Raw genomic sequence first — 21,074 nt, forward strand, 5'->3', positions numbered from 1 at the left:
CCACGCAGCCCGCTTCGAGGGTTTTTCATCGAGCCGCTTGCAGATAGATGACAGAATTGAACAACGGGCGAGCACAACTTGCTTGCCGGTTACGTAATTGACTGATTTTATAGAGATTGGAAAGCATGAACGAGTTGAAGATCCTGGCCGTTGATACCGCCACCGAAGCCTGCTCCGCTGCCCTGCTGGTGGGCGACAAGCTGTTCTCTCGCTGGGAAGAGGCGCCGCGGGATCACACCCGTAAAATCTTGCCCATGGTTCAGGCTGTGTTGGACGATGCCGGGATAGCCTTGAGCGAGCTCGATGCCATCGCGTTCGGGCGTGGTCCGGGTTCTTTCACCGGCGTGCGGATCGGGATCAGCGTGGCCCAGGGGCTGGCCTTCGGGGTTGGCGTGCCGCTCATCGGCATCTCCACGCTGGCCGCCATGGCGCAGGGGGCTTATCGGCTGGAAGGCGCCGAGCGGGTGTTGACCGCCATCGATGCGCGCATGGGGGAGGTCTACTTCGGTCAGTACGCGCTGAAGGAGGGCCGCATGCAGCTGGTGGGCGAAGAGGTCGTGAGCGATCCGGCTGCGCTGGTGGCGTCTGGCCCGCTGGCGGGTCGCTGGACCCGTGTCGGCACCGGCTTTGAGACCTATGGCGAGATCCTGGGTAGTCTGGCCGAGGAGGTTGTCATGAGCCAGGTGCGCTTCCCGGCGGCCGTCGACATGCTGCCGCTGGCGCGTGCCGCCTTGCTGGCGGGGGAGGCTGTACCTGTGGAGCAGGCCACCCCGGTATACTTGCGAGACAAGGTAACCTGGAAAAAATTGCCGGGTCGCGAATAAGGGCAGAAAGCGGCGTGGCATGCCGGTCGCCCCTGCCGTAAACCAAGATCCCCATGCCGGACAGGGTCTGGTAACAGGTTCGGTATTCGGCAAACAGGAGAGTGACATGATGAAACGTGCGATTGTGTTAGGGGTAGCGGGCTTGTTGCTCGGCGCGTGCAGCTCCGTGCCCAAGGAGCTGGCCTATGAGCCGGAAAGCCAGCTGGTGGCGTATCAGCCAGCCCTGGCTGGTCAGGAAGGCAAGCCGGCGCGCTGGAGCGGGGTCATCTCGGCGGTGCACAATTTGACGGAGAAGAGTGTCATCGAAATGGTTTATCTGCCGCTCAAATCCAACGGCGTGCCGGAGCAGACCGAGCAGAGCCCGGGTCGGTTTTTCGCTGTCATGAAGGGCTTCGTCGATCCGACCCTGTACGCCAAGGGGCGCAGCCTGACGGTGCTCGGCACTGTCGGCAAGCCGGTGGATGGCCAGATTGGCCAGCACAAGTATCGCTTCTCCGTGCTCGATGTCAGCTCCAGCAAGCTGTGGCCGCCGGTGAAGGAGGTGGAGATCCGCTACATGGACCCTTATTTCTACGACCCCTTCTATGATCCCTTCTGGCCGAGACGGCCGCTGCGTCGCTAAGGTTGCTCATGACACTCATCATGCAGGAGAAAATGGTCACCCTGACCGATGGTCGTTGGGTGGCCTTGCTTGACAACGAGCAGCAGGGCAAGCCGCTGCTGATCGCCTTGCACGGCTGGCTCGACAACGGCGCCAGCTTTCTGCCTCTGGCCCCCTATCTGGCTGATTTTCATCTGATCTGCGTCGATCTGCCGGGCCATGGTCACTCGGATCACAAAACCACCCCCTATGTCTTTGTCGACTGGCTGGACGATCTCTACCAGATCGTTCAGGCGGCAGGCTGGCCGCGTTTCAGCCTGCTCGGTCACTCCCTCGGGGCACTGATCGCCTCCGCCTATGCCGGTGTCTTTCCCGAGCTGGTGGAGCGGCTCATCATGCTGGAGGGGCTGGGCCCCTTGAGCCAGCCCGATGAGGAGGTGCCGGCTCAGCTGCGGCGGGCGATTTTAAATCGCAGCCGCACCCGTGAGCGGGTCTCCAATGGTTTTGCCTCCATCGAGGAAGCGGCAATGGCCCGTTGCAAGGTGGCGGACATTGCCCCGAACGCGGCGCGGCTTATCTGTGAGCGACAACTGGTGGAGCGGGCAGGGCGCTGGCATTGGCGCAGCGATCCCAGATTGCGGGATCTGTCGCCACTGCGCATGAGCGAAGGCCAGGCCCAGGCGTTGATCCGGGCCATCCGCTGCCCTGTGCTGTTTATCCAGGGCGAGCAGGGCTTTGCCAGCCTGCTGGCGCAGTGGCAGTTGCGTCATGGCGCATTCGAGCGAATAGAAATGGTCGTTTTGGCGGGAAACCACCATTTTCATATGGAAAATTCGGTCGATACCGCCGTTTGTATCGAAAAATTTTGTCAAATTCGGTAGAATCACCGGCTTTCAATAATTCCAGGTTTGTCTTCCCCCTCACACTTTTCCGTTGTTAATTTGCTGTTAATTGATGTTGCCCTATGTAAATATGTGCGGCATTAGAGCATGAGCTTAAAACAACCGATTTAAATGGATGTGAACAGGGACGGAGGCAACACAGTGAGCGCACAGGTGCTAGTTATGCAGGAGAAGTTCGTGGAAAAAGTCTGGCTGAAGCGTTATCCGGAAGGGGTCCCCGCCGAGATCAACCCAGACCAATACAGCTCCCTGGTCGACATGTTTGAGGCATCGGTGACCGAATTCGCCGATCAGCCTGCCTTCGTCAACATGGGGCAGACCATCACCTACCGCCGACTGGAAGAGCAGTCCCGCGCCTTTGCCGCCTACCTGCAAAACGAGCTCAAGCTCAGCCAGGGTGATCGGGTGGCGGTGATGATGCCGAACCTGTTGCAATACCCCATCGCCGTGTTCGGCATACTGCGCGCCGGCATGATAGTGGTGAACGTCAACCCGCTCTATACCCCGCGCGAGCTGGAGCATCAGCTCAAGGACTCGGGTGCCAAGGCCATCGTCATCGTCTCCAACTTTGCCCATACCCTGGAAAAAGTGGTTTACGACACCCCGATCAAGCATGTCATCCTGACCCGCATGGGCGACAACCTGGGGCTGGCCAAGGGCACGCTCGTCAACTTCGTGGTGAAATACGTCAAGAAACTGGTGCCCAAATACAATCTGCCCCACGCCAGCACCATGCGTCAGGCTCTCTCCAAGGGACGCTACCTGCAGTACATCAAGCCCGAGATCACCAACGACGATCTCGCCTTCCTGCAGTACACAGGCGGCACCACAGGCCTCTCCAAGGGGGCCATGCTGACCCATCGCAACATGATCGCCAACGTCGAGCAGTGCCTCGGCGTCTACGGCCCCATGCTGGAGCGGGGCAAGGAGTTCGTGGTCACGGCACTGCCGCTCTACCATGTCTTCGCCCTGACCGTGAACTGCCTGTTGTTCATGCGCATGGGGGGATACAACCTGCTCATCAGCAACCCGCGCGACATCCCGGGCTTCGTCAAAGAGATCAGAAAATACCCCTTCACCTGCATCACAGGGGTCAACACCCTGTTCAATGCCCTGGTCAACAACGGCGAATTCCAGTCGATGGATTTCAGCAAGCTGAAGCTGACCATAGGGGGGGGCATGGCGGTGCAACGGGCGGTGGCCGAACAGTGGAAGGGGCTGACCGATACCCCGCTGCTGGAAGGTTATGGCCTGACCGAGTGTTCGCCGCTGGTGAGCGTCTGCCCCTACGATCTGCTCGACTACAACGGATCCATCGGTCTGCCGGTTTGTTCCACCGACATCCGGCTGGTGGATGACGCCGGTCAGGTGATCACCGAATTTGGCAAGCCCGGCGAGATGCAGGTGCGCGGCCCTCAGGTGATGGTGGGTTACTGGCAGCGTCCAGAGGCTACTGCCGAGGTGATGCAGGATGGTTGGCTCTGTACCGGCGACATCGCCGTGTGCGACGAGCAGGGCTTCTTCAAGATCGTCGATCGCAAGAAGGACATGATCCTGGTCTCGGGTTTCAACGTCTATCCGAACGAGATCGAGGACGTGGTGGCGCTTCACCCCAAGGTGCTGGAAGTGGCGGCGGTCGGCGTGCCGCACAAGGTTTCCGGCGAGCTGGTGAAGATCTTCGTGGTCAAGAAAGATGCAAAACTGCAGGAGGACGAGATTATTGCCCACTGCCGCACACATCTGACTGCCTATAAGGTGCCGAAACTGGTAGAATTTCGCGACGAACTTCCCAAGACCAATGTGGGCAAGATCCTGCGCCGCGTGCTGCGCGACGAGGAAATTGCCAAGCAGTAATAGCGGGCGATGCGCCGCTGTCATGCAAAACCGTGGGTCATGCCACGGTTTTTTCTTTTGGCCCTGATCAACGCGCAGGCAAAGATGCACTATCAACTCATTTCACAGCAAGCCGAACTGGAACAGTATCTCGCTTCCTTGGCCGACGTTCCCCTGGCCATAGATACTGAATTCGTCCGCACCCGCACCTATTACCCCCAACTGGGCCTGTTCCAGATCTATGATGGCGAGCATCTGGCCCTGCTGGATCCTCTGGCCCTGGATCTCACCCCTCTCTGGCAACGGCTTGGTCGGGCAGGGCAGATCGCCATATTGCACGCCTCCGGCGAAGATCTGGAGCTGATCCAGCACGAGGCCGGCCATCTGCCCAATCAGATGCACGATACCCAGCTGGCGACTGCCTTCCTGGGGCACGGCGTCTCGGTGGGCTTCGGCGCCCTGGTCAAGGAGTTCCTCGGGGTGGAGTTGGAGAAGGATCAGGCCCGTACCGACTGGCTGGCCCGTCCGCTCACCGAGCGTCAGCTCGAATACGCGGCGGCCGATGTGTTCTACCTGATGCCGCTCTACGAGAAGGTGATGGCCCGGCTGCACGAGAGCGGCAAGTTTGCCTGGTTCGAGCAGGAGTGTCAGAACCACTCGGCCCGCAAAACCCAGGGCAGCGATCCCCGTCAGGCCTATCTCGAGATAATCAATGCCTGGCAACTGGGGCGCCGTGAACTGGCCATACTGCGCGAGCTGGCCGCCTGGCGCCAGCAAGAGGCAGTACGGCGGGATCTGGCCCTCAACTTCGTGGTCAAGGAGCTGCACCTGTTCAAGGTGGCGGAGCGCAAACCCACATCGCTGCGCGATCTCAACGAGCTGGGGCTGGCTCCCATCGAAATCAAGATCCACGGCAAGCGGATGCTGGACATAGTCGCGACGGCCCAGCAGAGCGACCCTGCGAGCTGGCCAGAGCCCATTCGCCGGCTGGTGGATTATCCCCAGTACAAGGCCGAGCTCAAGCGCATCAAGGGGATGGTGGAAGAGAAGGCCAAGGCCAGCAACATTCCGCCGGAACTGGTGGCGAGCAAGAAGATCATTCACCAGTACTTCACCTGGAGCTGGCGCATGAGCGATGAAGAGCGCGCTCGCGCCGACAAGCCCATGCTGCTGCAAGGGTGGCGTCATGAGCTGGTAGGTCACCTGCTGGCACAATAAGCTATACAGTCAACAATGGGCCCGATGGGCCCATTTTTTTATCTGTCTCACTATGCCTCACTGCAGCGGGTAGCGGTAGCGTGCGAGGATCTGCCTATATTCCGGGCTCTGCAGCAGCGCCCGGATGGCCTCATCGAGCCGTTGCAACTGCTGGGGCGTGGTGGTACGGCGGCTCAGCATCAAATGCACGGGTGTCTGCTGGATAGTGAGCAAGATGGTCAGCTCATCGAGTGGCATGCCAACGAGGCTCAGTTCCTGCAGCCCCATGGGATCCATGACCACACCCTGGATGCGGCCTGCCAGCAGCAATTTCACCAGCTGATCCAGCCGCAGCCTGACGAGCAGGCGATCCTTCAGCTGGGGAGATTGCATGAAGGCACGAAAATCCACGCCATAGTCAAAGTCGCGCAGCATGCCTATGGTGAACTCGGTGTGAGGCAGCAGATCGGAGAGCTGGGCTATTCCCTGCCAGCGTGACGTGTCCTGGCGCCGGATGAGCAGCACAGTCTCTTCATTGCGATAGGGAATGGAAAAGCGGGCGAACTGTTCGCGCTGGGCGGTTTGACTGGCGGACATGGCCAACTGTATGGAGCCGAACTCCAGCTCGCGCAGCACGCGGGCCCAGGGCATCTCGCTGTAACTGGCATCAAAACCGGCCCGGCTGAAGATGGCCTCCAGCAAGTCGATGTCCAGCCCCTGCAACTGCTGCTGTTCATCGCGAAAGCTGAACGGATGCCAGCTTGACCAGCCCACGACCAGTGACTCCTGTGCCCAGGCGGTGCAACACAGACACCATAACAACAAGACTCTGTACACGGATCTGTCCCTGTTCAGCGTGGTTGTTGTTGATTATTGGATAGAAACGGCAGGCTGACCAGCCCGGAAGCGAGGATGCACGAAAGTGCATCCCTCAGAGTTCGTGGGCGTGGAATCCCTTGCGATAGCGGGCTTCGCAGCGCGGGCAGCGTTGCAGGGTCGGATCCTGTTCGAGCTGCTCGATGGCAAGCGGCTCTTCGCAATCGGAACAGAGGCCATAGAGACCCAGATCCATTTGACAGAGGGCGGCATCGATCCGCTTGAGGCTGGCCACGCTCTGCTCCACCTTGGGCAAGTCGAGGCGACTGGTCAGATCCACCAGCTGATCCCGTTCGCAGTGATCCACTTTTTCCGCCCACTCGTCACGCCGACAGGCTTTGAGCTGGCCGATCAACTCTTCTCTTACTTGCGCCCAGTCAGTCAGCAGGCGATCACGCCACACGGCCAACCGAGCTTGCGTCATTTCACACACACTAGCCCCCAACAGACGAATTACAAATCCAGGGCAGTATAGGGAGACGACAGGATTATCAAGATGATATGCGTCAAGTAAAGGACGGTTAGATCACAGTTTTCGAGGCTTGCAGCAAGGCCTCCCGGATGGGATCCGTCTCTTTGTGCAGCCGGATGTCGCGAAACAGCAGGTCGGCTTGCGGGTATTCCCGCTTCAGGTAGCTGAACCACTGCTTGATGCGGCTGGGGTAGTAGTCCGCCTTCTCGCTGGCCAGATCCTGCTCCGTGTAGTTCACCATCAGCTGCAGCACCTGGGCCCAGCTCATGTGGGCGCAGCCTGTCTTCATCACGTTGGCTAGGTTGGGCAGGGAGATGGCGCCGCGCCCGACCATGAGGGCATCACAGCCGGAGACGCTGGCACAGGTCAGCGCATCCTGATGATCCCAGATCTCGCCGTTGGCGGTGACCGGGATGGGCAGGGCGCGGCGGATGGCGTCCACATACTCCCAGTGGGCCGGGGCCTTGTAGCCTTCGCGCTTGGTGCGGGCATGCACCGCCAGCTCGTTGGCCCCCGCCTGATAGACGGCCTGGGCGTTCTCCAGGTAGAGATCCTTGTCATCGTATCCGAGGCGGATCTTGGCGCTGACCGGCAGGTGGGCAGGCACAGCCTCCCGTACCGCCTTGACGATGCGGTAGATGGTGTCGGGCTCTTTGAGCAAGACGGCGCCGCCCTTGCTCTTGTTCACCGTGGGGGCGGGGCAGCCGAAGTTGAGATCGACCCCGGGGGAGCCTAGTTCGATGGCGCGCACCGCGTTCTCGGCCAGCCATTCGGGGTGTTGCCCCAGCAGTTGCACCCGTACCGGGGTGCCGGCGCGGGTCTTGCCGCCCTGCTTGAGTTCGGGGCAGAGGCGATAAAACACCTTGGCAGGCAGCAGCTGATCGACCACGCGGATAAATTCGCTGACGCAGAGGTCGTAGTCGTTGACGGAGGTGAGTACCTCCCGCATCAGGTGATCCAGCACCCCCTGCATGGGGGCCAAAATAACGCGCATAGCTGCTTCCGAAGACAAGGGGAGAAAAAAGAGCGCAGATTGTAGTGGCAATGGCCGGTCTTGTCAGCCGTCAGCCCACTCGTTGAGCCTAATCAGCCGCCGCTCGCGGGGCTGGGCTGTCAGCTTTCGGGTCAACTCTGTTAGGCTAAGCAGAGCTGGATTGAAGAGGAGCGGCCATGAAACGTTGGTGTCTGATGGGATTGGGCTGGTTGGCATTCGTCACCGGCATCATAGGAATCGTGTTGCCGTTGTTGCCGACCACCCCCTTCATGTTGTTGGCGGCGGCGCTGTTTGCCCGCTCGTCCCCCCGTTTTCACCGCTGGCTGCTGGCTCACCCCTGGTTTGGTCCTCCCATCGCCGATTGGCAGCAGTATCGCGGCATTCGCCGCCACGCCCGGCGCCGGGCCATCATCTTCATCCTGATCTCCTTCTCGGTGTCGCTGGCGGTGGTGCCCCTGTTGTGGGTCAGGCTGCTGCTCATTGCCATAATGGTGATCCTGCTCACCTGGTTAATGCGTCTGCCGGTACTGGAGCCAGTTGCAATGGCGAAGTGAAGTCCCTAAGCTATTGCGGCAATAATGCTATGGAGTCGGCCTGTCATTTTGCGTGACGGGCCTTTTTATTTCCCGCTGGCGGGAATCGAGAAATACGGCCACGCCTGGGCTCAAAAAATAAGCGGTCAAACAATGAATCCGGATACCCTGAAATTTATCGAAGCGAGCATCAAGACCATCCCCGACTATCCGAAGCCGGGCATTCTGTTTCGTGACATCACCAGCCTGATAGAGAACGCGGAGGCCTTCAAGGCCACCATCGATCTGCTGGCTGAGCATTATCGTGATCAAGGGATCACCAAGATCGTCGGCACCGAGGCCCGCGGTTTCATCTTTGGTGCGCCGGTCGCCTTCGCCATGGGCCTGGGGTTTGTGCCTGTGCGCAAGCCGGGCAAGTTGCCCCGCGACGTGATCGAGGAGTCCTATGCCCTCGAATACGGTACCGACACCCTGCAACTGCACACAGATGCCATAGTGCCGGGTGACAAGGTGCTGGTCGTCGATGATCTGCTGGCCACCGGCGGCACCGTCGATGCGACCGTCAAGCTCATCCGCCGTGCCGGTGGTGATGTGGCCGATGCGGCTTTCATCATCTCCCTGCCATCTCTGGGCGGCGATGCCCGTCTGACGGCGGCCGGCATCAAGGTCGTCTCACTGGTCGAACTGGCCGGCGAGTAATCCCCCAGGATGCAACGCAGGCCTCGTCAGCCTGTTGCGTGTCCCGAAACCGGTGCCCATCCGGGCATCGGTTTGAAATTCAAGCGATCCCTCCCGACCTCGCCGATAGCCGATACAGCCCGCCTGGCATTTGTGTTAGCATTCTGCCTCAATGCCTTGTCATCCCTGCATCGAGACTTATGAGCTATCAGGTTCTGGCGCGTAAATGGCGCCCCCATACGTTTGAACAAGTGGTAGGCCAGCACCATGTGCTGACCGCCTTGACCAACGCCCTGGATCAGGGACGGCTGCATCACGCCTATCTGCTGAGCGGTACCCGTGGGGTTGGCAAGACCACCATAGCCCGCATTCTGGCCAAGAGTCTCAATTGCGAGCAGGGGATCAGCAGCCATCCGTGCGGTGTGTGCGACACCTGCCGCGAGATCGATCAGGGGAACTTTGTCGATCTGCTGGAGATCGATGCGGCGTCCCGCACCAAGGTGGAAGACACCCGCGAGCTGCTCGACAACGTGCAGTACCGGCCGGCCCGTGGCCGCTTCAAGGTCTACCTCATCGATGAGGTGCACATGTTGTCGCGCCACAGCTTCAACGCCCTGCTCAAAACCCTGGAAGAGCCGCCCCCCTATGTGAAGTTCCTGCTAGCCACCACGGATCCGCAGAAGCTGCCCATTACCATCCTTTCCCGCTGCCTGCAGTTCCATCTGAAGAGTCTGGATCAGACCCAGATCGCCAAGCAGCTGGAGTGGGTGCTGGATCAGGAGGGGCAACCGTTCGAGCCGCGCGCCTTGCAGGCCCTGGCCAAATCGGCCGACGGCAGCATGCGCGATGCCCTGAGCCTGACCGATCAGGCGCTGGCCCACGGCAATGGCAGCGTACGCCTCGAGAGCGTGCTGGCCATGCTGGGGACGCTGGATCATCGCCACCTTCACCAGTTGCTGGAGGCCATCCTGCGCCAGGATGCCCCGGCGACCATGGCCAAGATCACCGAGATTGCGACCCTGGGTCCCGATTTTGATCAGCTGCACGCCGAGCTGGAAGGGCTGCTCCATCGCATTGCCATGGCCCAGCTGCTGCCCGCCACCGTACAGGAGCAGGGGGCCGATGCCGATGCCCTGTTGCAGCTGGCCCAGGCCATGAGTCCGGAAGAGGTACAGCTCTGCTACCAGATAGTGCTGGGGGGGCGCAAGGATCTGCCCTGGGCGCCCGATGGCCGCACCGCGCTCGAGATGACCTGCCTGCGCATGCTGGCCTTCTCCCCGCGCCGTGAGGCCGTGCACCCGGCCAACCTTGCCGCTCTGCCGCCCGGACTTGCCGTGGCAGGAAGGACCGCACCGGCCTCGCTGGGAAAGCCTCAGGGGGTTGAGCCAGCCCCCGCTTCGGCCACAGCGACTGTGCCCCAACCGGCTGTATCTGGTGATGTTCCGACCCCCACGCCGGGGGATCACACCCTTGTGCAGGCCGAGCCTGTCATCCCCCTCTCTGCGGATGAGCAAGAGAGCACCAGCGATGCGCTGAGTGCGCCGCTGTTTGCCGAGCAGGACGAGTTGCTGCGTGAGGCGCAGCAGATGGGCTATGAGGGATCCTCTGGCGCGAGTGAGCCAATGGCTCCCGTCAGCAGGCGTGACGACGCGCGGCAGGACGCCTCATTGGCAGTACTGCCATCCCCCGAGCCTCACATCGAGGCGGCTCCCGTTGCCGAGCCGGAAGCGGCGCCTTCTGCTGCGTCCAGCATGCAGAGCCTGCTGGGCAAGCGCAATCTGCTGCGCAGCCGCCTGCGTGGTGAACCAGGGGTTACCGCCGTTGCGTCTGCCCCCCCTCGCGTTGCGCCCACCCGGCCGGTGGCGGCCCCCGAGGCCAGCCCTATTGCGCCGCCAGTTGCTGCACCAGCCTCTACCGGCTGGCAAGCTGCCACCGTGGCGCCGACCCAGAGTTCAGCGGTTGCGGGTTATGAGGAGCTGCCGCCGCTCGATGCCTATGACGACAGTGGCAGCGATTACGAGGAGTACCTGAGCCAAGGTTTTAGCGATGCCGCTGCCAGTGCACCCATGCCGCACCGGGCACCGGCGGCCAGCGCCGGGCCTGCCTATGGTCAGGCTGCCCCGGTTCAGGTTCCCGCCAGGGCTAGTCCCAATCCGGACGATCTGCCGCCCTGGGATCTGGACGGTACGCCGGCCGCGAGGGCGCAGGTAGCGCCTGCCGTGCCAAGTGCCGCACCCGCGATGCCCCAGATTGCTGCTGCCAGCGAACCACAGCCGACGGCGGCCTCCGTGATGGAGACCATCGACTGGGATGAGCTGGAGAGCGACAGCCAACCCGAGGAGGGGGAAGAGGTCGCCAGACTGATCCCGTCCTCCTTGCTGGTCAACTGCGGTGATCCCTGGGCCGAGTTGATTGCCCGCACCGGGGTCGGCGGCCGGTTGCGTCAGCTGGCGATCAACTCTGTCATGAGCCAGCAGGGAAACATTGTGCTGCTGACCCTCAAGCCTGAGCAGCGCCACCTCATCAGCGATCGGGCCCGCGCCGATCTGGCCGAGATAATAAGCCCCGAGCTGGGCCAGGCCGTGCAGGTGGAGGTGACCCTAGGTCTGGTGCCCGATAAGGAGACGCCGCTGGAGATAGAGCACCGCCTCTACCTGGGAGTGCGCGAGCAGGTGAGCCGGGATCTGGAGCAGGATCCCAACGTGCAGTTTTTAGTTCAGCGATTCGGCGCCGTGCTCCACCACGAGAGCATAGAGCCGCTAAGCAATTGAATTCGATGTTTAACACCCATGCCGGGCCCGGTGCCCGGTTGAAAAGGGGTTTGCCTGTCCCCATCTAGGACAGAACAAGCCCACAGCCCGGCGCTGGATGCCGGATTTCAAGACGAGAGACGACATATGTTTGGTAAAGGTGGAATGGGGAACCTGATGAAGCAGGCCCAACAGATGCAAGAGCGCATGCAGAAGATGCAAGAGCAGCTTGCCCAGATGGAAGTGGTCGGCGAAGCCGGTGCTGGCATGGTCAAGGTCACCATGGCCGGCAGCCACAGCGTGCGTCGCATCGAGATCGACCCGAGCCTGATGGAAGATGACAAAGAGATGATCGAAGATCTGGTCGCGGCCGCCGTCAACGATGCCGTTCGTCGTGTGGAAGAGCAGAACAAGACCAAGATGGGCGAACTGACCGGCGGCATGCAACTGCCCCCGGGCATGAAGCTGCCCTTCTAAGGATGTCAATCCAATGCTTCGACAGGGGCGCGGGCTAAGGGCCAGAGCGGTCTGATGTTCCCGCGATGTGGCGCAGGGTGGGTGTTTCATACCTTCCCCATCTGGCATGGCAAGCCCCATCAAGCATGACCAGAACGCAGTTGATGCAGGCACTCTGTATCAGCTGCGTTTTTTTATGCGTGCGTGCCAATCCAGCCCCTGTTGTGGCGGGTCCATGGCTGCTGTGCAAAAAAGGAAGGCGCCCTCGGGCGCCTTCCTGGTTTGTGCACGCGCTTGCGCTTCATCACCAGCGTTGCCACCTCGCTTAACTGAGCCAGCCTGCCGCCATGGCCAGCTTGCCGCAGAGTGCGGCCAGCACTATGCCGAGCAGGGTGCGCAGGAACCAGATCACTACCAGCTGGCCCACGCTCACCGGGATCCTGGTGGCCAGGATGCAGGGAATGGAGGCGGAGAAGAAGAGGACAGAGCTGACCGACACCACGGCGGTGACATAGCGCACCAGCAGATCCGCATCCTTGAGCAGGATGGCGGGCAGGAACATCTCAGCCAACCCGGCCGAGAGCGATCTGGCTGTCTCCAGTGGCTCGCCCAGATCAAGCAACCAGGTCAGGGGCCACAGCAGCCAGCCCAGCAGATCGAACAAGGGGGTGTGCTGTGCCAGCAGCAGGCCGAGCAGGCCGACCGACAATATGGTAGGCACCACGGCGGCCGCCATGCTGAGGCCATCTTTGAGGTTGTCCTGCAACTGGCGCAGCACTGGGTCCGCCTGACGGGATTGAGCCAGCCCGGATGCCAGCGCGGCTTGCCAGCGGCGCATGCCGGCGGGCAGTGGCTCATCGGTCTCCCCGTGATGGGCCATGTTGGAGATGGGGGGCACGCGCGCCAGAATGGCGGTGATGACAAAGGTGATCACCAGGGTGGACCAGAAATAGAAGTTCCAGTGTTCCATCAGGTTGAGGGTCTTGGCCACAATGATCATGAAGGCGGCCGACACGGTGGAAAACCCGGTGGCTATGATGACGGCTTCCCGCACCGTGTATTTGCCCGCGAGGAAGACCCGGTTGGTGATGAGCAGACCAACCGAATAGCTGCCGACGAACGAGGCCACCGCATCGATGGCGGAGTGTCCCGGTGTGCGCCATAGCGGGCGCATCACGGGCTGCATCAGTACCCCGATCAGTTCCAGCAGGCCGAAGCCGAGCAGGAAGGTGAGGGCCATGGCACCTATGGGTACTATGAGGCCGACCGACATGGCCAGCTTGTCGAACAGAAAGGGCAGGCGATCCGGGGTCATCAGCCAGGCTGGTCCCAGCTCGGCAACATGCATCAATGCCAGCCCAAGACCGAGCAGCTTGAACAGGCTCAGGAGCCGGTCGATGGGACGCGCGCGCCAGCGGCCATCCAGCAGTGGAGTCACGGCCCCATAAGTAATCAGCAGCAGGATCAATCCCACCGCCAATGGCCGCTGTGCCATCAGCAAGCCAGCCAGATGATCCACCAGTATGGTGCTGCGTCCCGCCAGCTCGAACGGGATGAAAAAGATGGCGATGCCAAGCAGGCTGGTCAGCAACAGCTTGATGCCGGCACCTGATTTTGTGGGGGCTATGAGTACATTGTCCTGTTCCATACTGTCATTTCTCCTTGTGGTGTGACACCTGCCCGACATCTGACCGAGCTAATTGTATATACAATATCGTCACCGGCTCACAAATTAAACACAAAATTAACCAATGTGAAACATTGGCACTTTGAGTCCGGCGTGAGAGGGCGAGCGGATGGCAACGTCGATGGCGAGCTGGGTGCAGGAGAGGCAAAGGGTGGCGAGTGGGATAACTAGCCTGGGCAGTAAAGGGGAGGCTCGCGCTCAGACAAGATGTGGCGCTGTCGTGCGGGCATCGCCAGACCAAGAATAACTAGGCCAGGGGAGGCAGGGGGCGGGAGCTTTATTGGAACCGGGCCGGTCGTCGGGGCCAAAGGGGAAAAAATGCGAGGTTTGTCGTGGGATACGGATCTCGCCGTGACGGGAACCCTGATGATGATAAAAAGATCTATAGCGACAAAAATCATATAAAACATTAACTTGGATTTCAGATTTTCGCTTTCGCTCATCCTTATGTACTTTCATCATTACTATTTATGGATCAGTTATAAAACCTTTGTTCATTTGACTACTTTTCGGGTTTCTCATTGCAGAGTAAGATGCCACTTCAATAAAAATAAGAATTAGGAGTTCGGGTGTGAAGGCATTAGCAAAAGAAAGGGTATCGCCCTATATAAGCCAGTTATATGAGTGCGGTATTAATGACTCTGACATTAAGTTGGTGGTGGATCAGTTCCGCTCCGATGTGTCGGGGAGTTCCTCGCTGTTTCTGTTACGGGATGATGACAAGAGCGACGGGATAAAACTCTTCTCCAGTGGGCTGACGGAGGCCCAGCAGCAGTTCTATGTGCAGCACCATCGCCAGGATGTGTGGTTCAATCACTATCTGGACAAGGGCTGCCAGGGCATAGTCAATGCCACCACACTGTCCAATTCGACCGGGCTGCTGGCCAGTTTCGGTGCCCAGTTTGCGGCCGGAGGCGTCTGCCGGGTGAAGGGGCGGGGCCTTAGCAGCCTGTGCACCTATCGCGGTGCCAGCCAGGATGACTTCAGCGCTCAGGATATCTCCTCGCTGACGGAGGTTTATTCTGGTCTTGCGGCCTGGAGCCACCATTATTGGAACCTGCTGGCCCTGGAAACCCAGAACTATCAGCTGCAGCAACTGGTTAAAAACCATAATAAGCCCAGTGCCATCGTCGATGACAAAGGCCATATCCATTATTCCAATGTGGCCTTCAATCGTATCTCCGATGAGAATGTGGAACTGCGAGCCATCAATGGTATTTTCTCGCTGCAAAATAAGGATCAACAACGTCAGTTCAAGGAGATCCTGAATGGCTTTGCCTACTTGTTGCCGGGGGCGAGCGCTTATATGTCGATTCCCCGTCAGGCCAATTTAAGGCCGCTGTTGATCCAGTGCACCCTGATGAGCGGTCTCAGCCGGTTCGAGCGCTATGTGGAAGTGGTGCTGCGGGATCCCGAGCACTCCTTCAATCCCGACATAGAAGCGCTGGCCAGCCTCTATCCGCTCACCATTGGCGAGAAGGAGCTGCTGGTGCTGATGAGCAAGGGTTACAGCAGCAACGACATCGCCGAGTTGCGCGGTGTCAAGGTAGAAACCGTCCGCTCGACCCTGAAAGGGGTCTTCAAGAAGACCGACTGCCACAGTCAGAACGAGCTGCTGCTGTTGCTGCAATCCATCTCCTGATCCGGTGCGAGCTATGCTTGGAGTGAGCCGGACATAGTGCCCGGCTTGCGCCTCCCGCCCGGGAGGCTGGTTGGGGGAACGCACAATGGAATCACTCAAGGCAAAGGATTACATGCAGACCCGGCCCATCACGTTCAGCGCTGACATGATGGTGCAGTCTGCGGTCGAAAAGTTTCTCAACAGCCACCAACTTGGTGGTCCCGTGGTGGATACGCAAGGCCATCTGATCGGCTGGGTTTCCGAACAGGACTGCATCGCCGTCATGCTCAAGGAGGCCTATCACTGCGAGCAGGTCGCCCAGGTCAAGGATGTGATGCGCAAGGAGGTGCTGGCGGTCGGACCCGACACCAGCATTCTGGAGCTGGCCGAGATGATGATGGGGCAAAAGCCCAAAATCTATCCTGTGGTGGAGGAGGGGCATCTGCTCGGGGTGATCAGCCGTCACGATGTGATGCTGGCGATCCACGCCCAGCTGGGCACCTGTTTCGTACACAAGGCCCGGGCCTGATCGGATTGGGCGCCATGCGTCATCGGGAGCAGGCCGGGTGCCTGCTCTTTTTATTCAGACGCGCCATTCAGATGCTTCTGCCCAGGCGCCCGTTATTCCGGTTTTCATCGCCACCCCAATCGCTTTAAGGCTTGCACCTCTCTTCCTCGCTCTTTAGGATCTCCCAACGCTTGTCGATATGGCCCCTCTGGGCACTCATTTAAGGAATTCGTACCTTGTCTCTCTCTATCGAGGCGCTGCGCCGCCGTCTTTCTGCCTGCATGAATCTCGATGCCCGTCGCCTTTCCAGCCGTCTGCACGGGGTCAAGAAGCTGCCTGAGGGCAAGCAGGCTGCCGTGCTTGAGACCCTGGCCGCGGATCTGGATGTTGCACAGGCGCGCTACCAGTCCCGTCTGGCGGGCGTGCCCAAGGTGACCTACCCGGCCAACCTGCCGGTCAGCCAGAAGCAGGCGGAGATCGCCAAGGCGATCAGCGAACATCAGGTGGTGATCATCGCCGGCGAAACCGGCTCGGGCAAGACCACCCAGATCCCCAAGATTTGTCTCTCGCTCGGGCGCGGGGTGAAAGGCTATATAGGCCACACCCAGCCACGGCGCCTCGCGGCCCGTACCGTGGCGGCCCGCATCGCCGAGGAGATGCAATCCGAACTGGGTCACTACGTGGGCTACAAGGTGCGCTTCACCGATCAGGTGAGCGAGCAGACCCACATCAAGCTGATGACAGACGGTATCCTGCTGGCAGAAATCCAGCACGACCGCATGCTCACCCAGTACGACACCATCATCATCGATGAGGCCCACGAGCGCAGCCTCAACATCGACTTCATCCTGGGCTACCTCAAGCAGCTGCTGCCAAGGCGCCCGGATCTCAAGGTGATCATCACCTCGGCCACCATAGATCCCCAGCGTTTCTCCCGTCATTTCAACAAGGCGCCGGTGATCGAGGTCTCCGGTCGCACCTATCCCGTCGATGTGCGCTATCGCCCCCTCGTCAGTGACAAGAGTGAAGGGCTGGAGGAGCGCGACGAGCTGCAGGGGATCTTCGATGCGGTGGAAGAGTTGGCCCGCGAAGGGTTGGGGGATATCCTCATCTTCATGAACGGCGAGCGGGAGATCCGCGATACCGCGGAGGCCCTGCGCAAGCTCAATCTGCGGGATACCGAGGTGCTGCCGCTCTACGCCCGCCTCTCCAACGCCGAGCAGAACAAGGTGTTCCAGCAACACGCCGGCCGGCGCATAGTGCTGGCCACCAACGTGGCGGAAACCTCCCTCACTGTGCCGGGCATTCGCTATGTGATAGACCCGGGTACCGCCCGCATCAGCCGCTACTCCTGGCGTACCAAGGTGCAGCGCCTGCCCATCGAGCCCGTCTCCCAGGCCAGTGCCAACCAGCGCAAGGGGCGTTGCGGCCGGGTGGCGGACGGTATCTGTATCCGTCTCTACTCGGAAGAGGATTTCAACGGCCGTCCCGCCTTTACCGATCCTGAGATCCTGCGCACCAACCTGGCCTCCGTCATCTTGCAGATGCTGGCGCTCGGCCTTGGCAACATGGAGGCCTTCCCCTTCGTCGAGCCGCCGGAATCGCGCCACATCAAGGATGGCCTGAGCCTGCTCAAGGAGCTGGAGGCGGTACGCGAACTGCCTGCCCGTCACGCCGCTGCCCAGCAAGCCGGCCAGGAGCAGGATCTCGAACCCAAGTTGCAGCTGACCGACATAGGTCGCCAGCTGTCGCGCATTCCCCTTGATCCGCGTCTGGCTAAGATGGTGATCACGGCGGCGCAAACCGGCTGCCTGAGCGAAGTCATGGTGATCACCACCGGCCTCAGCATCCAGGATCCCCGCGAGCGACCCATGGAGAAGAAGCAGGCCGCCGACGAGCAGCACAGACGGTTTGAAGACAAGGATTCGGACTTCCTCGCCTTCGTCAATCTGTGGAACTACCTGAAGGAGCAGCAGGAGCTGCTGGGCAGCAACCCGTTCCGCCGCATGTGCCAGAAGGAGTTTCTCTCCTACCTGCGGGTGCGCGAGTGGCAGGATATCCACTTCCAGCTGCGCCAGACGGTGAAGGAACTTGGTTTTAAAGCCAACCATGAACCGGCGGATTTCAAGACGGTGCACTGCGCCCTGCTGACCGGCCTCCTGAGCCATATCGGCAACAAGGATCTGGAGAAACCCGAGTTTCTCGGCGCCCGCAACGGCCGCTTCCACCTGTTCCCGGCCTCGGGCCTGTTCAAGAAGCCGCCCAAGTGGGTGATGGCCGCCGAACTGGTGGAGACCTCGCGCCTCTACGCCCGGGTCAACGCCAAGATTGAGCCGGAATGGGTGGAGCCGCTGGCGGCGCACCTCATCAAGTTGCACCACAGCGACCCGCACTGGTCGAAGAAAAGTGGCGCCGTCATGGCCAAGGAGAAGGTGACTCTCTATGGCCTGACCCTGGTCAACGAGCGCACCATCAACTTCAGCCGCCTCGATCCGGCCCTGTGCCGCGAGCTGTTTATTCGCCGCGCCCTGGTGGAGGGGGATTTCGAGACCCGTCACCGCTTCTTTGGCGAGAACCGCAAGCTGCTCGCCGAGGTGGAGGCGCTGGAGCACAAGTCGCGGCGCCGCGACATCCTGGTGGATGACGAGGACCTGTTCCGCTTCTACGATGCCCGCTTGCCGGAAGACGTCATCTCCGCCCGCCACTTCGACAAGTGGTGGAAGGAGGCGCAGAAGCAGGATCCCGAGCAGCTGAACTTCGAGAAAGAGATGCTGATGAAGGGGGATGCGGCCCACATCAGCGATCTCGACTACCCCAACTTCTGGCAGCAGGGGCGACTCAAGCTCAAGTTGAGCTACCAGTTCGAACCGGGGGAGGCGGCGGACGGTGTCACCCTGCACATTCCGTTGCCGCTGCTCAATCAGGTTGAGGTGAAAGGGTTCGAGTGGCTGATCCCCGGGCTGCGCCATGAGCTGCTGGTGGCCCTCATCAAGTCGATGCCAAAGCCGATGCGCAAGAATTTCGTGCCGGCTCCCAACTACGCCGATGCGCTGCTCGCCAGCCTCAACCCAGAGCAGGGGCCGCTGCTGGACGAGATGGAGCGCCAGCTGCGTCGCATGACAGGCGTCTCCGTGCCCCGCGAATCCTGGGATTGGGCATCTGTGCCCGATCACCTGAAACTCACCTTCCGGGTGGTGGACGACAAGCAGAAGAAAGTGGCGGAAGGGAAAGACCTGGAAGCGCTGAAGGAATCCCTGCGCGGCAAGGTGCAGGAGACCCTCTCCCAGGTGGCGGACGATGACATAGAGCAGTCCGGCCTTACCCTGTGGAGTTTTGGCGAGCTGCCCCAGGAGTACAGCCAAAAGCGCGGCGGCTTCGAGGTGAAGGCCTATCCGGCGCTGGTGGATGAGAAGGACTCTGTCTCCATCCAGCTGGTGGAGAGCCCTGTGGCCCAGCAGCAGCTGATGTGGGCGGGTCAGCGCCGGCTGGTGCTGCTCAACGTGCCATCCCCCATCAAGTACCTGCAGGAGAAGCTGCCCAACAAGGCCAAGCTGGGTCTTTACTTCAACCCCTTTGGCAAGGTGGCTGAGCTGATCGATGACTGCATCGCCTGCGGCTGCGACAAGCTCATCGAGCGCCACGGCGGCCTGGCCTGGGACGAGGCGGGATTCGAGGCGCTCAAGGAGTTCGTGCGCGCCGAGCTCAACGATGCCGTGGTGGAGGTGGCCAGCCAGGTGGAAGCCGTGCTGACCCTGTCTCACGAGATCAAGAAGCGGCTCAAGGGCAAGATGCAGCTTGATACCGCCTTTGCCATGTCCGATATCCAGCTGCAGCTGGGCAACCTCATTCACAAGGGCTTCGTCACCGAGACCGGCTGGCAGCGGCTGCCGGACTTGCTGCGCTACCTGCGCGCCATCGAGCGCAGGATGGAGAAGCTGGCCATCGATCCCAACCGGGATCGGGTCTATATGCTCAAGGTGCAGAGCGTGGAGGCCGATTACAAGGCGCTGCTCGCCAAGATCCCAAAATCCCAGCTGATCCCGGCCGAGGTGGCCAATATCCGCTGGATGATAGAGGAGCTGCGAGTCTCCTTCTTCGCCCAGAATCTGGGGACCCCCTATCCGGTGTCAGATAAACGGGTGCTTAACGCCATCGCCCAGTGCTAAGCTGCTATCTGTCTGTTTTAACTGCGTGATATAGCTTTATGAGGCGGCGCTGCCAGTCAGGCGGCCCCCTTCAAACCACAAGTCAGGGAGGCAAGGATGCTGGGGATCTGGTTGAGTGTGGCGCAGGTGGTGATCAGCGGTTACCAGCCTATTGCAGAGCAAACCTGGGTGCAGCTGAACCCGGAATATTACCCGTTGCACCGCCCACCGCCGGCCATGTTCGTGGCCTGGCGGGGCAATCAGTTTCCCCCTCTCGAACTCAAACAGAAGAAGGGGCGCTGGCAGGTGCTGTTTCCGGCCCGGCTGGTGCCGCCCTTCGATCTGTTCGAAGGGGAGGCGCAGCTCTCCAAGGCGTATCTGGCCAGGCTCAGGCGCATCGATGAGGCCGCCTATGGTCTGGCACCCGTCGCGTCACCGTATTACAGCGAGCAGGAGGTGGCCGGTCTGGGAGTACCCTTCATGGCCGAATTCACGCCGCCGGTGATGCCGGGCCAGCGGTACACCACCCGCCTGGGCACCGAATGGCTGGCGGTGAGCCTGGCTCTGAACGCGACCTGGCGGGCGCCGGATACCCTGCTGGTCCGTGTTGCTAATGGTGAGACAACTCCGGCGGTGAACGCATCCTCCGGCGGTGAGACGCTGACGCTCTCGGCGCCGGCGGCCGGCAATGGCAAGCGGGTCTGTCATCAGGTGGCATCCGGGGAGACACTGTGGCGCATCGCCGCCACCCTGGCCCAGAATGGCACCGTCACTGGGGCGGCGGGAGACACTTACAGCTATCTGCTGGCCATAGTCGATGACAATCGTCCGCTGATGGGCAACAGCATCCGGGTCAAGGCGGGGGATACCCTTTACTGTCCGGCGCCCCAGACCCTGGCCCGCTTCGATGCCCTGAGTGCGGCAGAGCGGCAGCAGCGGTTTGCCCGGCTGGAGCAGGGGCGTTAAGGTTTCTTGTCACTGTACTGGGCCCGTGCTA

General features: G+C 60.8%; 17 protein-coding genes. 13 read left to right on the forward strand and 4 right to left on the reverse strand.

The genetic code is table 11. The annotated features are described in order from the left end of the window. The first annotated feature begins 125 nt into the window (after positions 1–125). The 5 genes from tsaB (at position 126) to rnd (ending at position 5,378) form a co-directional block, all read left to right on the forward strand. A complete protein-coding gene (gene tsaB, locus AACW87_RS10250; RefSeq protein WP_241324920.1) occupies positions 126–824 on the forward strand; it encodes a tRNA (adenosine(37)-N6)-threonylcarbamoyltransferase complex dimerization subunit type 1 TsaB in 699 nt (232 codons plus the stop codon). Between the two features lie 106 nt (positions 825–930). Beyond that, positions 931–1,446 (forward strand): Slp family lipoprotein, encoded by a 516-nt coding sequence (locus tag AACW87_RS10255; RefSeq protein WP_241324921.1) that lies wholly within the window; start codon positions 931–933, stop codon positions 1,444–1,446. Between the two features lie 8 nt (positions 1,447–1,454). Then, a complete protein-coding gene (locus AACW87_RS10260; protein ID WP_241324922.1) occupies positions 1,455–2,306 on the forward strand; it encodes an alpha/beta fold hydrolase in 852 nt (283 codons plus the stop codon). Between the two features lie 198 nt (positions 2,307–2,504). Then, positions 2,505–4,181: a long-chain-fatty-acid--CoA ligase FadD gene (fadD, locus tag AACW87_RS10265; protein WP_156994889.1), complete on the forward strand. Its 1,677-nt coding sequence runs from the start codon at positions 2,505–2,507 to the stop codon at positions 4,179–4,181. 84 nt (positions 4,182–4,265) lie between these two features. After that, a complete protein-coding gene (gene rnd / locus AACW87_RS10270) occupies positions 4,266–5,378 on the forward strand; it encodes a ribonuclease D (RefSeq protein WP_241278778.1) in 1,113 nt (370 codons plus the stop codon). A 57-nt stretch (positions 5,379–5,435) separates the two neighbouring features. On the opposite strand, the gene AACW87_RS10275 is transcribed toward rnd, so the two are convergent. The 3 genes from AACW87_RS10275 to dusC all read right to left on the reverse strand — a co-directional run bounded on the left by AACW87_RS10275 (position 5,436) and on the right by dusC (position 7,699). After that, positions 5,436–6,194 (reverse strand): substrate-binding periplasmic protein, encoded by a 759-nt coding sequence (locus AACW87_RS10275; protein WP_241324923.1) that lies wholly within the window; start codon positions 6,192–6,194, stop codon positions 5,436–5,438. 94 nt (positions 6,195–6,288) lie between these two features. After that, on the reverse strand, positions 6,289–6,657 hold the full coding sequence (locus AACW87_RS10280) for a TraR/DksA family transcriptional regulator (protein WP_043134855.1): 369 nt from the start codon (positions 6,655–6,657) through the stop codon (positions 6,289–6,291). A gap of 97 nt (positions 6,658–6,754) precedes the next feature. After that, the gene (dusC, locus tag AACW87_RS10285) at positions 6,755–7,699 is read right to left on the reverse strand and encodes a tRNA dihydrouridine(16) synthase DusC (protein ID WP_241324924.1); all 945 of its coding nucleotides are present in this window, start codon (positions 7,697–7,699) and stop codon (positions 6,755–6,757) included. Between the two features lie 176 nt (positions 7,700–7,875). Here dusC and AACW87_RS10290 point away from each other — a divergent pair, with 176 nt between their 5' ends. The 4 genes from AACW87_RS10290 to AACW87_RS10305 all read left to right on the forward strand — a co-directional run bounded on the left by AACW87_RS10290 (position 7,876) and on the right by AACW87_RS10305 (position 12,137). Beyond that, the gene (locus AACW87_RS10290) at positions 7,876–8,253 is read left to right on the forward strand and encodes a YbaN family protein (protein ID WP_241324925.1); all 378 of its coding nucleotides are present in this window, start codon (positions 7,876–7,878) and stop codon (positions 8,251–8,253) included. Between the two features lie 132 nt (positions 8,254–8,385). Next, positions 8,386–8,931, forward strand: a complete 546-nt coding sequence (gene apt, locus AACW87_RS10295; RefSeq protein WP_043134853.1) for an adenine phosphoribosyltransferase — start codon at positions 8,386–8,388, stop codon at positions 8,929–8,931. A gap of 179 nt (positions 8,932–9,110) precedes the next feature. Next, positions 9,111–11,681, forward strand: coding sequence for a DNA polymerase III subunit gamma/tau (dnaX, locus tag AACW87_RS10300; protein ID WP_241324926.1), 2,571 nt, complete (start codon positions 9,111–9,113; stop codon positions 11,679–11,681). Between the two features lie 126 nt (positions 11,682–11,807). Next, a complete protein-coding gene (locus tag AACW87_RS10305; RefSeq protein WP_042037688.1) occupies positions 11,808–12,137 on the forward strand; it encodes a YbaB/EbfC family nucleoid-associated protein in 330 nt (109 codons plus the stop codon). A 304-nt stretch (positions 12,138–12,441) separates the two neighbouring features. Here the strand turns inward: AACW87_RS10305 and AACW87_RS10310 are convergent, their stop codons facing one another. Continuing rightward, on the reverse strand, positions 12,442–13,764 hold the full coding sequence (locus AACW87_RS10310) for a YjiH family protein (RefSeq protein WP_241324927.1): 1,323 nt from the start codon (positions 13,762–13,764) through the stop codon (positions 12,442–12,444). Positions 13,765–14,374: 610 nt separating this feature from the next. Between AACW87_RS10310 and AACW87_RS10315 the strand changes: the two genes are divergently transcribed. From AACW87_RS10315 to AACW87_RS10330, 4 genes are all read left to right on the forward strand, one after another. Beyond that, complete coding sequence (locus AACW87_RS10315; protein WP_043134848.1) at positions 14,375–15,445, forward strand: helix-turn-helix transcriptional regulator; 1,071 nt, start codon at positions 14,375–14,377, stop codon at positions 15,443–15,445. 85 nt (positions 15,446–15,530) lie between these two features. Next, entirely contained in the window at positions 15,531–15,953 is a 423-nt protein-coding gene (locus AACW87_RS10320; RefSeq protein ID WP_043555667.1) for a CBS domain-containing protein, read from the forward strand. 215 nt (positions 15,954–16,168) lie between these two features. After that, on the forward strand, positions 16,169–20,098 hold the full coding sequence (gene hrpA / locus AACW87_RS10325; RefSeq protein ID WP_241324928.1) for an ATP-dependent RNA helicase HrpA: 3,930 nt from the start codon (positions 16,169–16,171) through the stop codon (positions 20,096–20,098). Between the two features lie 96 nt (positions 20,099–20,194). Continuing rightward, the gene (locus AACW87_RS10330; protein WP_241324929.1) at positions 20,195–21,043 is read left to right on the forward strand and encodes a hypothetical protein; all 849 of its coding nucleotides are present in this window, start codon (positions 20,195–20,197) and stop codon (positions 21,041–21,043) included. The last annotated feature ends 31 nt before the right edge of the window (positions 21,044–21,074 follow it).

This window comes from Aeromonas sp. MR7, from assembly GCF_963899385.1.
In the GTDB taxonomy this organism is placed as follows: Bacteria; Pseudomonadota; Gammaproteobacteria; order Enterobacterales; family Aeromonadaceae; genus Aeromonas; species Aeromonas bestiarum.

What these genes read in the sequence shown, in the direction of transcription:
- dusC (WP_241324924.1), bottom strand. Translation starts at nt 7,699, where the DNA reads ATGCGCGTTATTTTGGCCCCCATGCAGGGGGTGCTGGATCACCTGATG.
- AACW87_RS10330 (WP_241324929.1), top strand. Translation starts at nt 20,195, where the DNA reads ATGCTGGGGATCTGGTTGAGTGTGGCGCAGGTGGTGATCAGCGGTTAC.
- AACW87_RS10255 (WP_241324921.1), top strand. Translation starts at nt 931, where the DNA reads ATGATGAAACGTGCGATTGTGTTAGGGGTAGCGGGCTTGTTGCTCGGC.
- AACW87_RS10320 (WP_043555667.1), top strand. Translation starts at nt 15,531, where the DNA reads ATGGAATCACTCAAGGCAAAGGATTACATGCAGACCCGGCCCATCACG.
- AACW87_RS10310 (WP_241324927.1), bottom strand. Translation starts at nt 13,764, where the DNA reads ATGGAACAGGACAATGTACTCATAGCCCCCACAAAATCAGGTGCCGGC.
- rnd (WP_241278778.1), top strand. Translation starts at nt 4,266, where the DNA reads ATGCACTATCAACTCATTTCACAGCAAGCCGAACTGGAACAGTATCTC.
- dnaX (WP_241324926.1), top strand. Translation starts at nt 9,111, where the DNA reads ATGAGCTATCAGGTTCTGGCGCGTAAATGGCGCCCCCATACGTTTGAA.
- tsaB (WP_241324920.1), top strand. Translation starts at nt 126, where the DNA reads ATGAACGAGTTGAAGATCCTGGCCGTTGATACCGCCACCGAAGCCTGC.
- apt (WP_043134853.1), top strand. Translation starts at nt 8,386, where the DNA reads ATGAATCCGGATACCCTGAAATTTATCGAAGCGAGCATCAAGACCATC.
- AACW87_RS10305 (WP_042037688.1), top strand. Translation starts at nt 11,808, where the DNA reads ATGTTTGGTAAAGGTGGAATGGGGAACCTGATGAAGCAGGCCCAACAG.
- AACW87_RS10290 (WP_241324925.1), top strand. Translation starts at nt 7,876, where the DNA reads ATGAAACGTTGGTGTCTGATGGGATTGGGCTGGTTGGCATTCGTCACC.
- AACW87_RS10280 (WP_043134855.1), bottom strand. Translation starts at nt 6,657, where the DNA reads ATGACGCAAGCTCGGTTGGCCGTGTGGCGTGATCGCCTGCTGACTGAC.
- AACW87_RS10260 (WP_241324922.1), top strand. Translation starts at nt 1,455, where the DNA reads ATGACACTCATCATGCAGGAGAAAATGGTCACCCTGACCGATGGTCGT.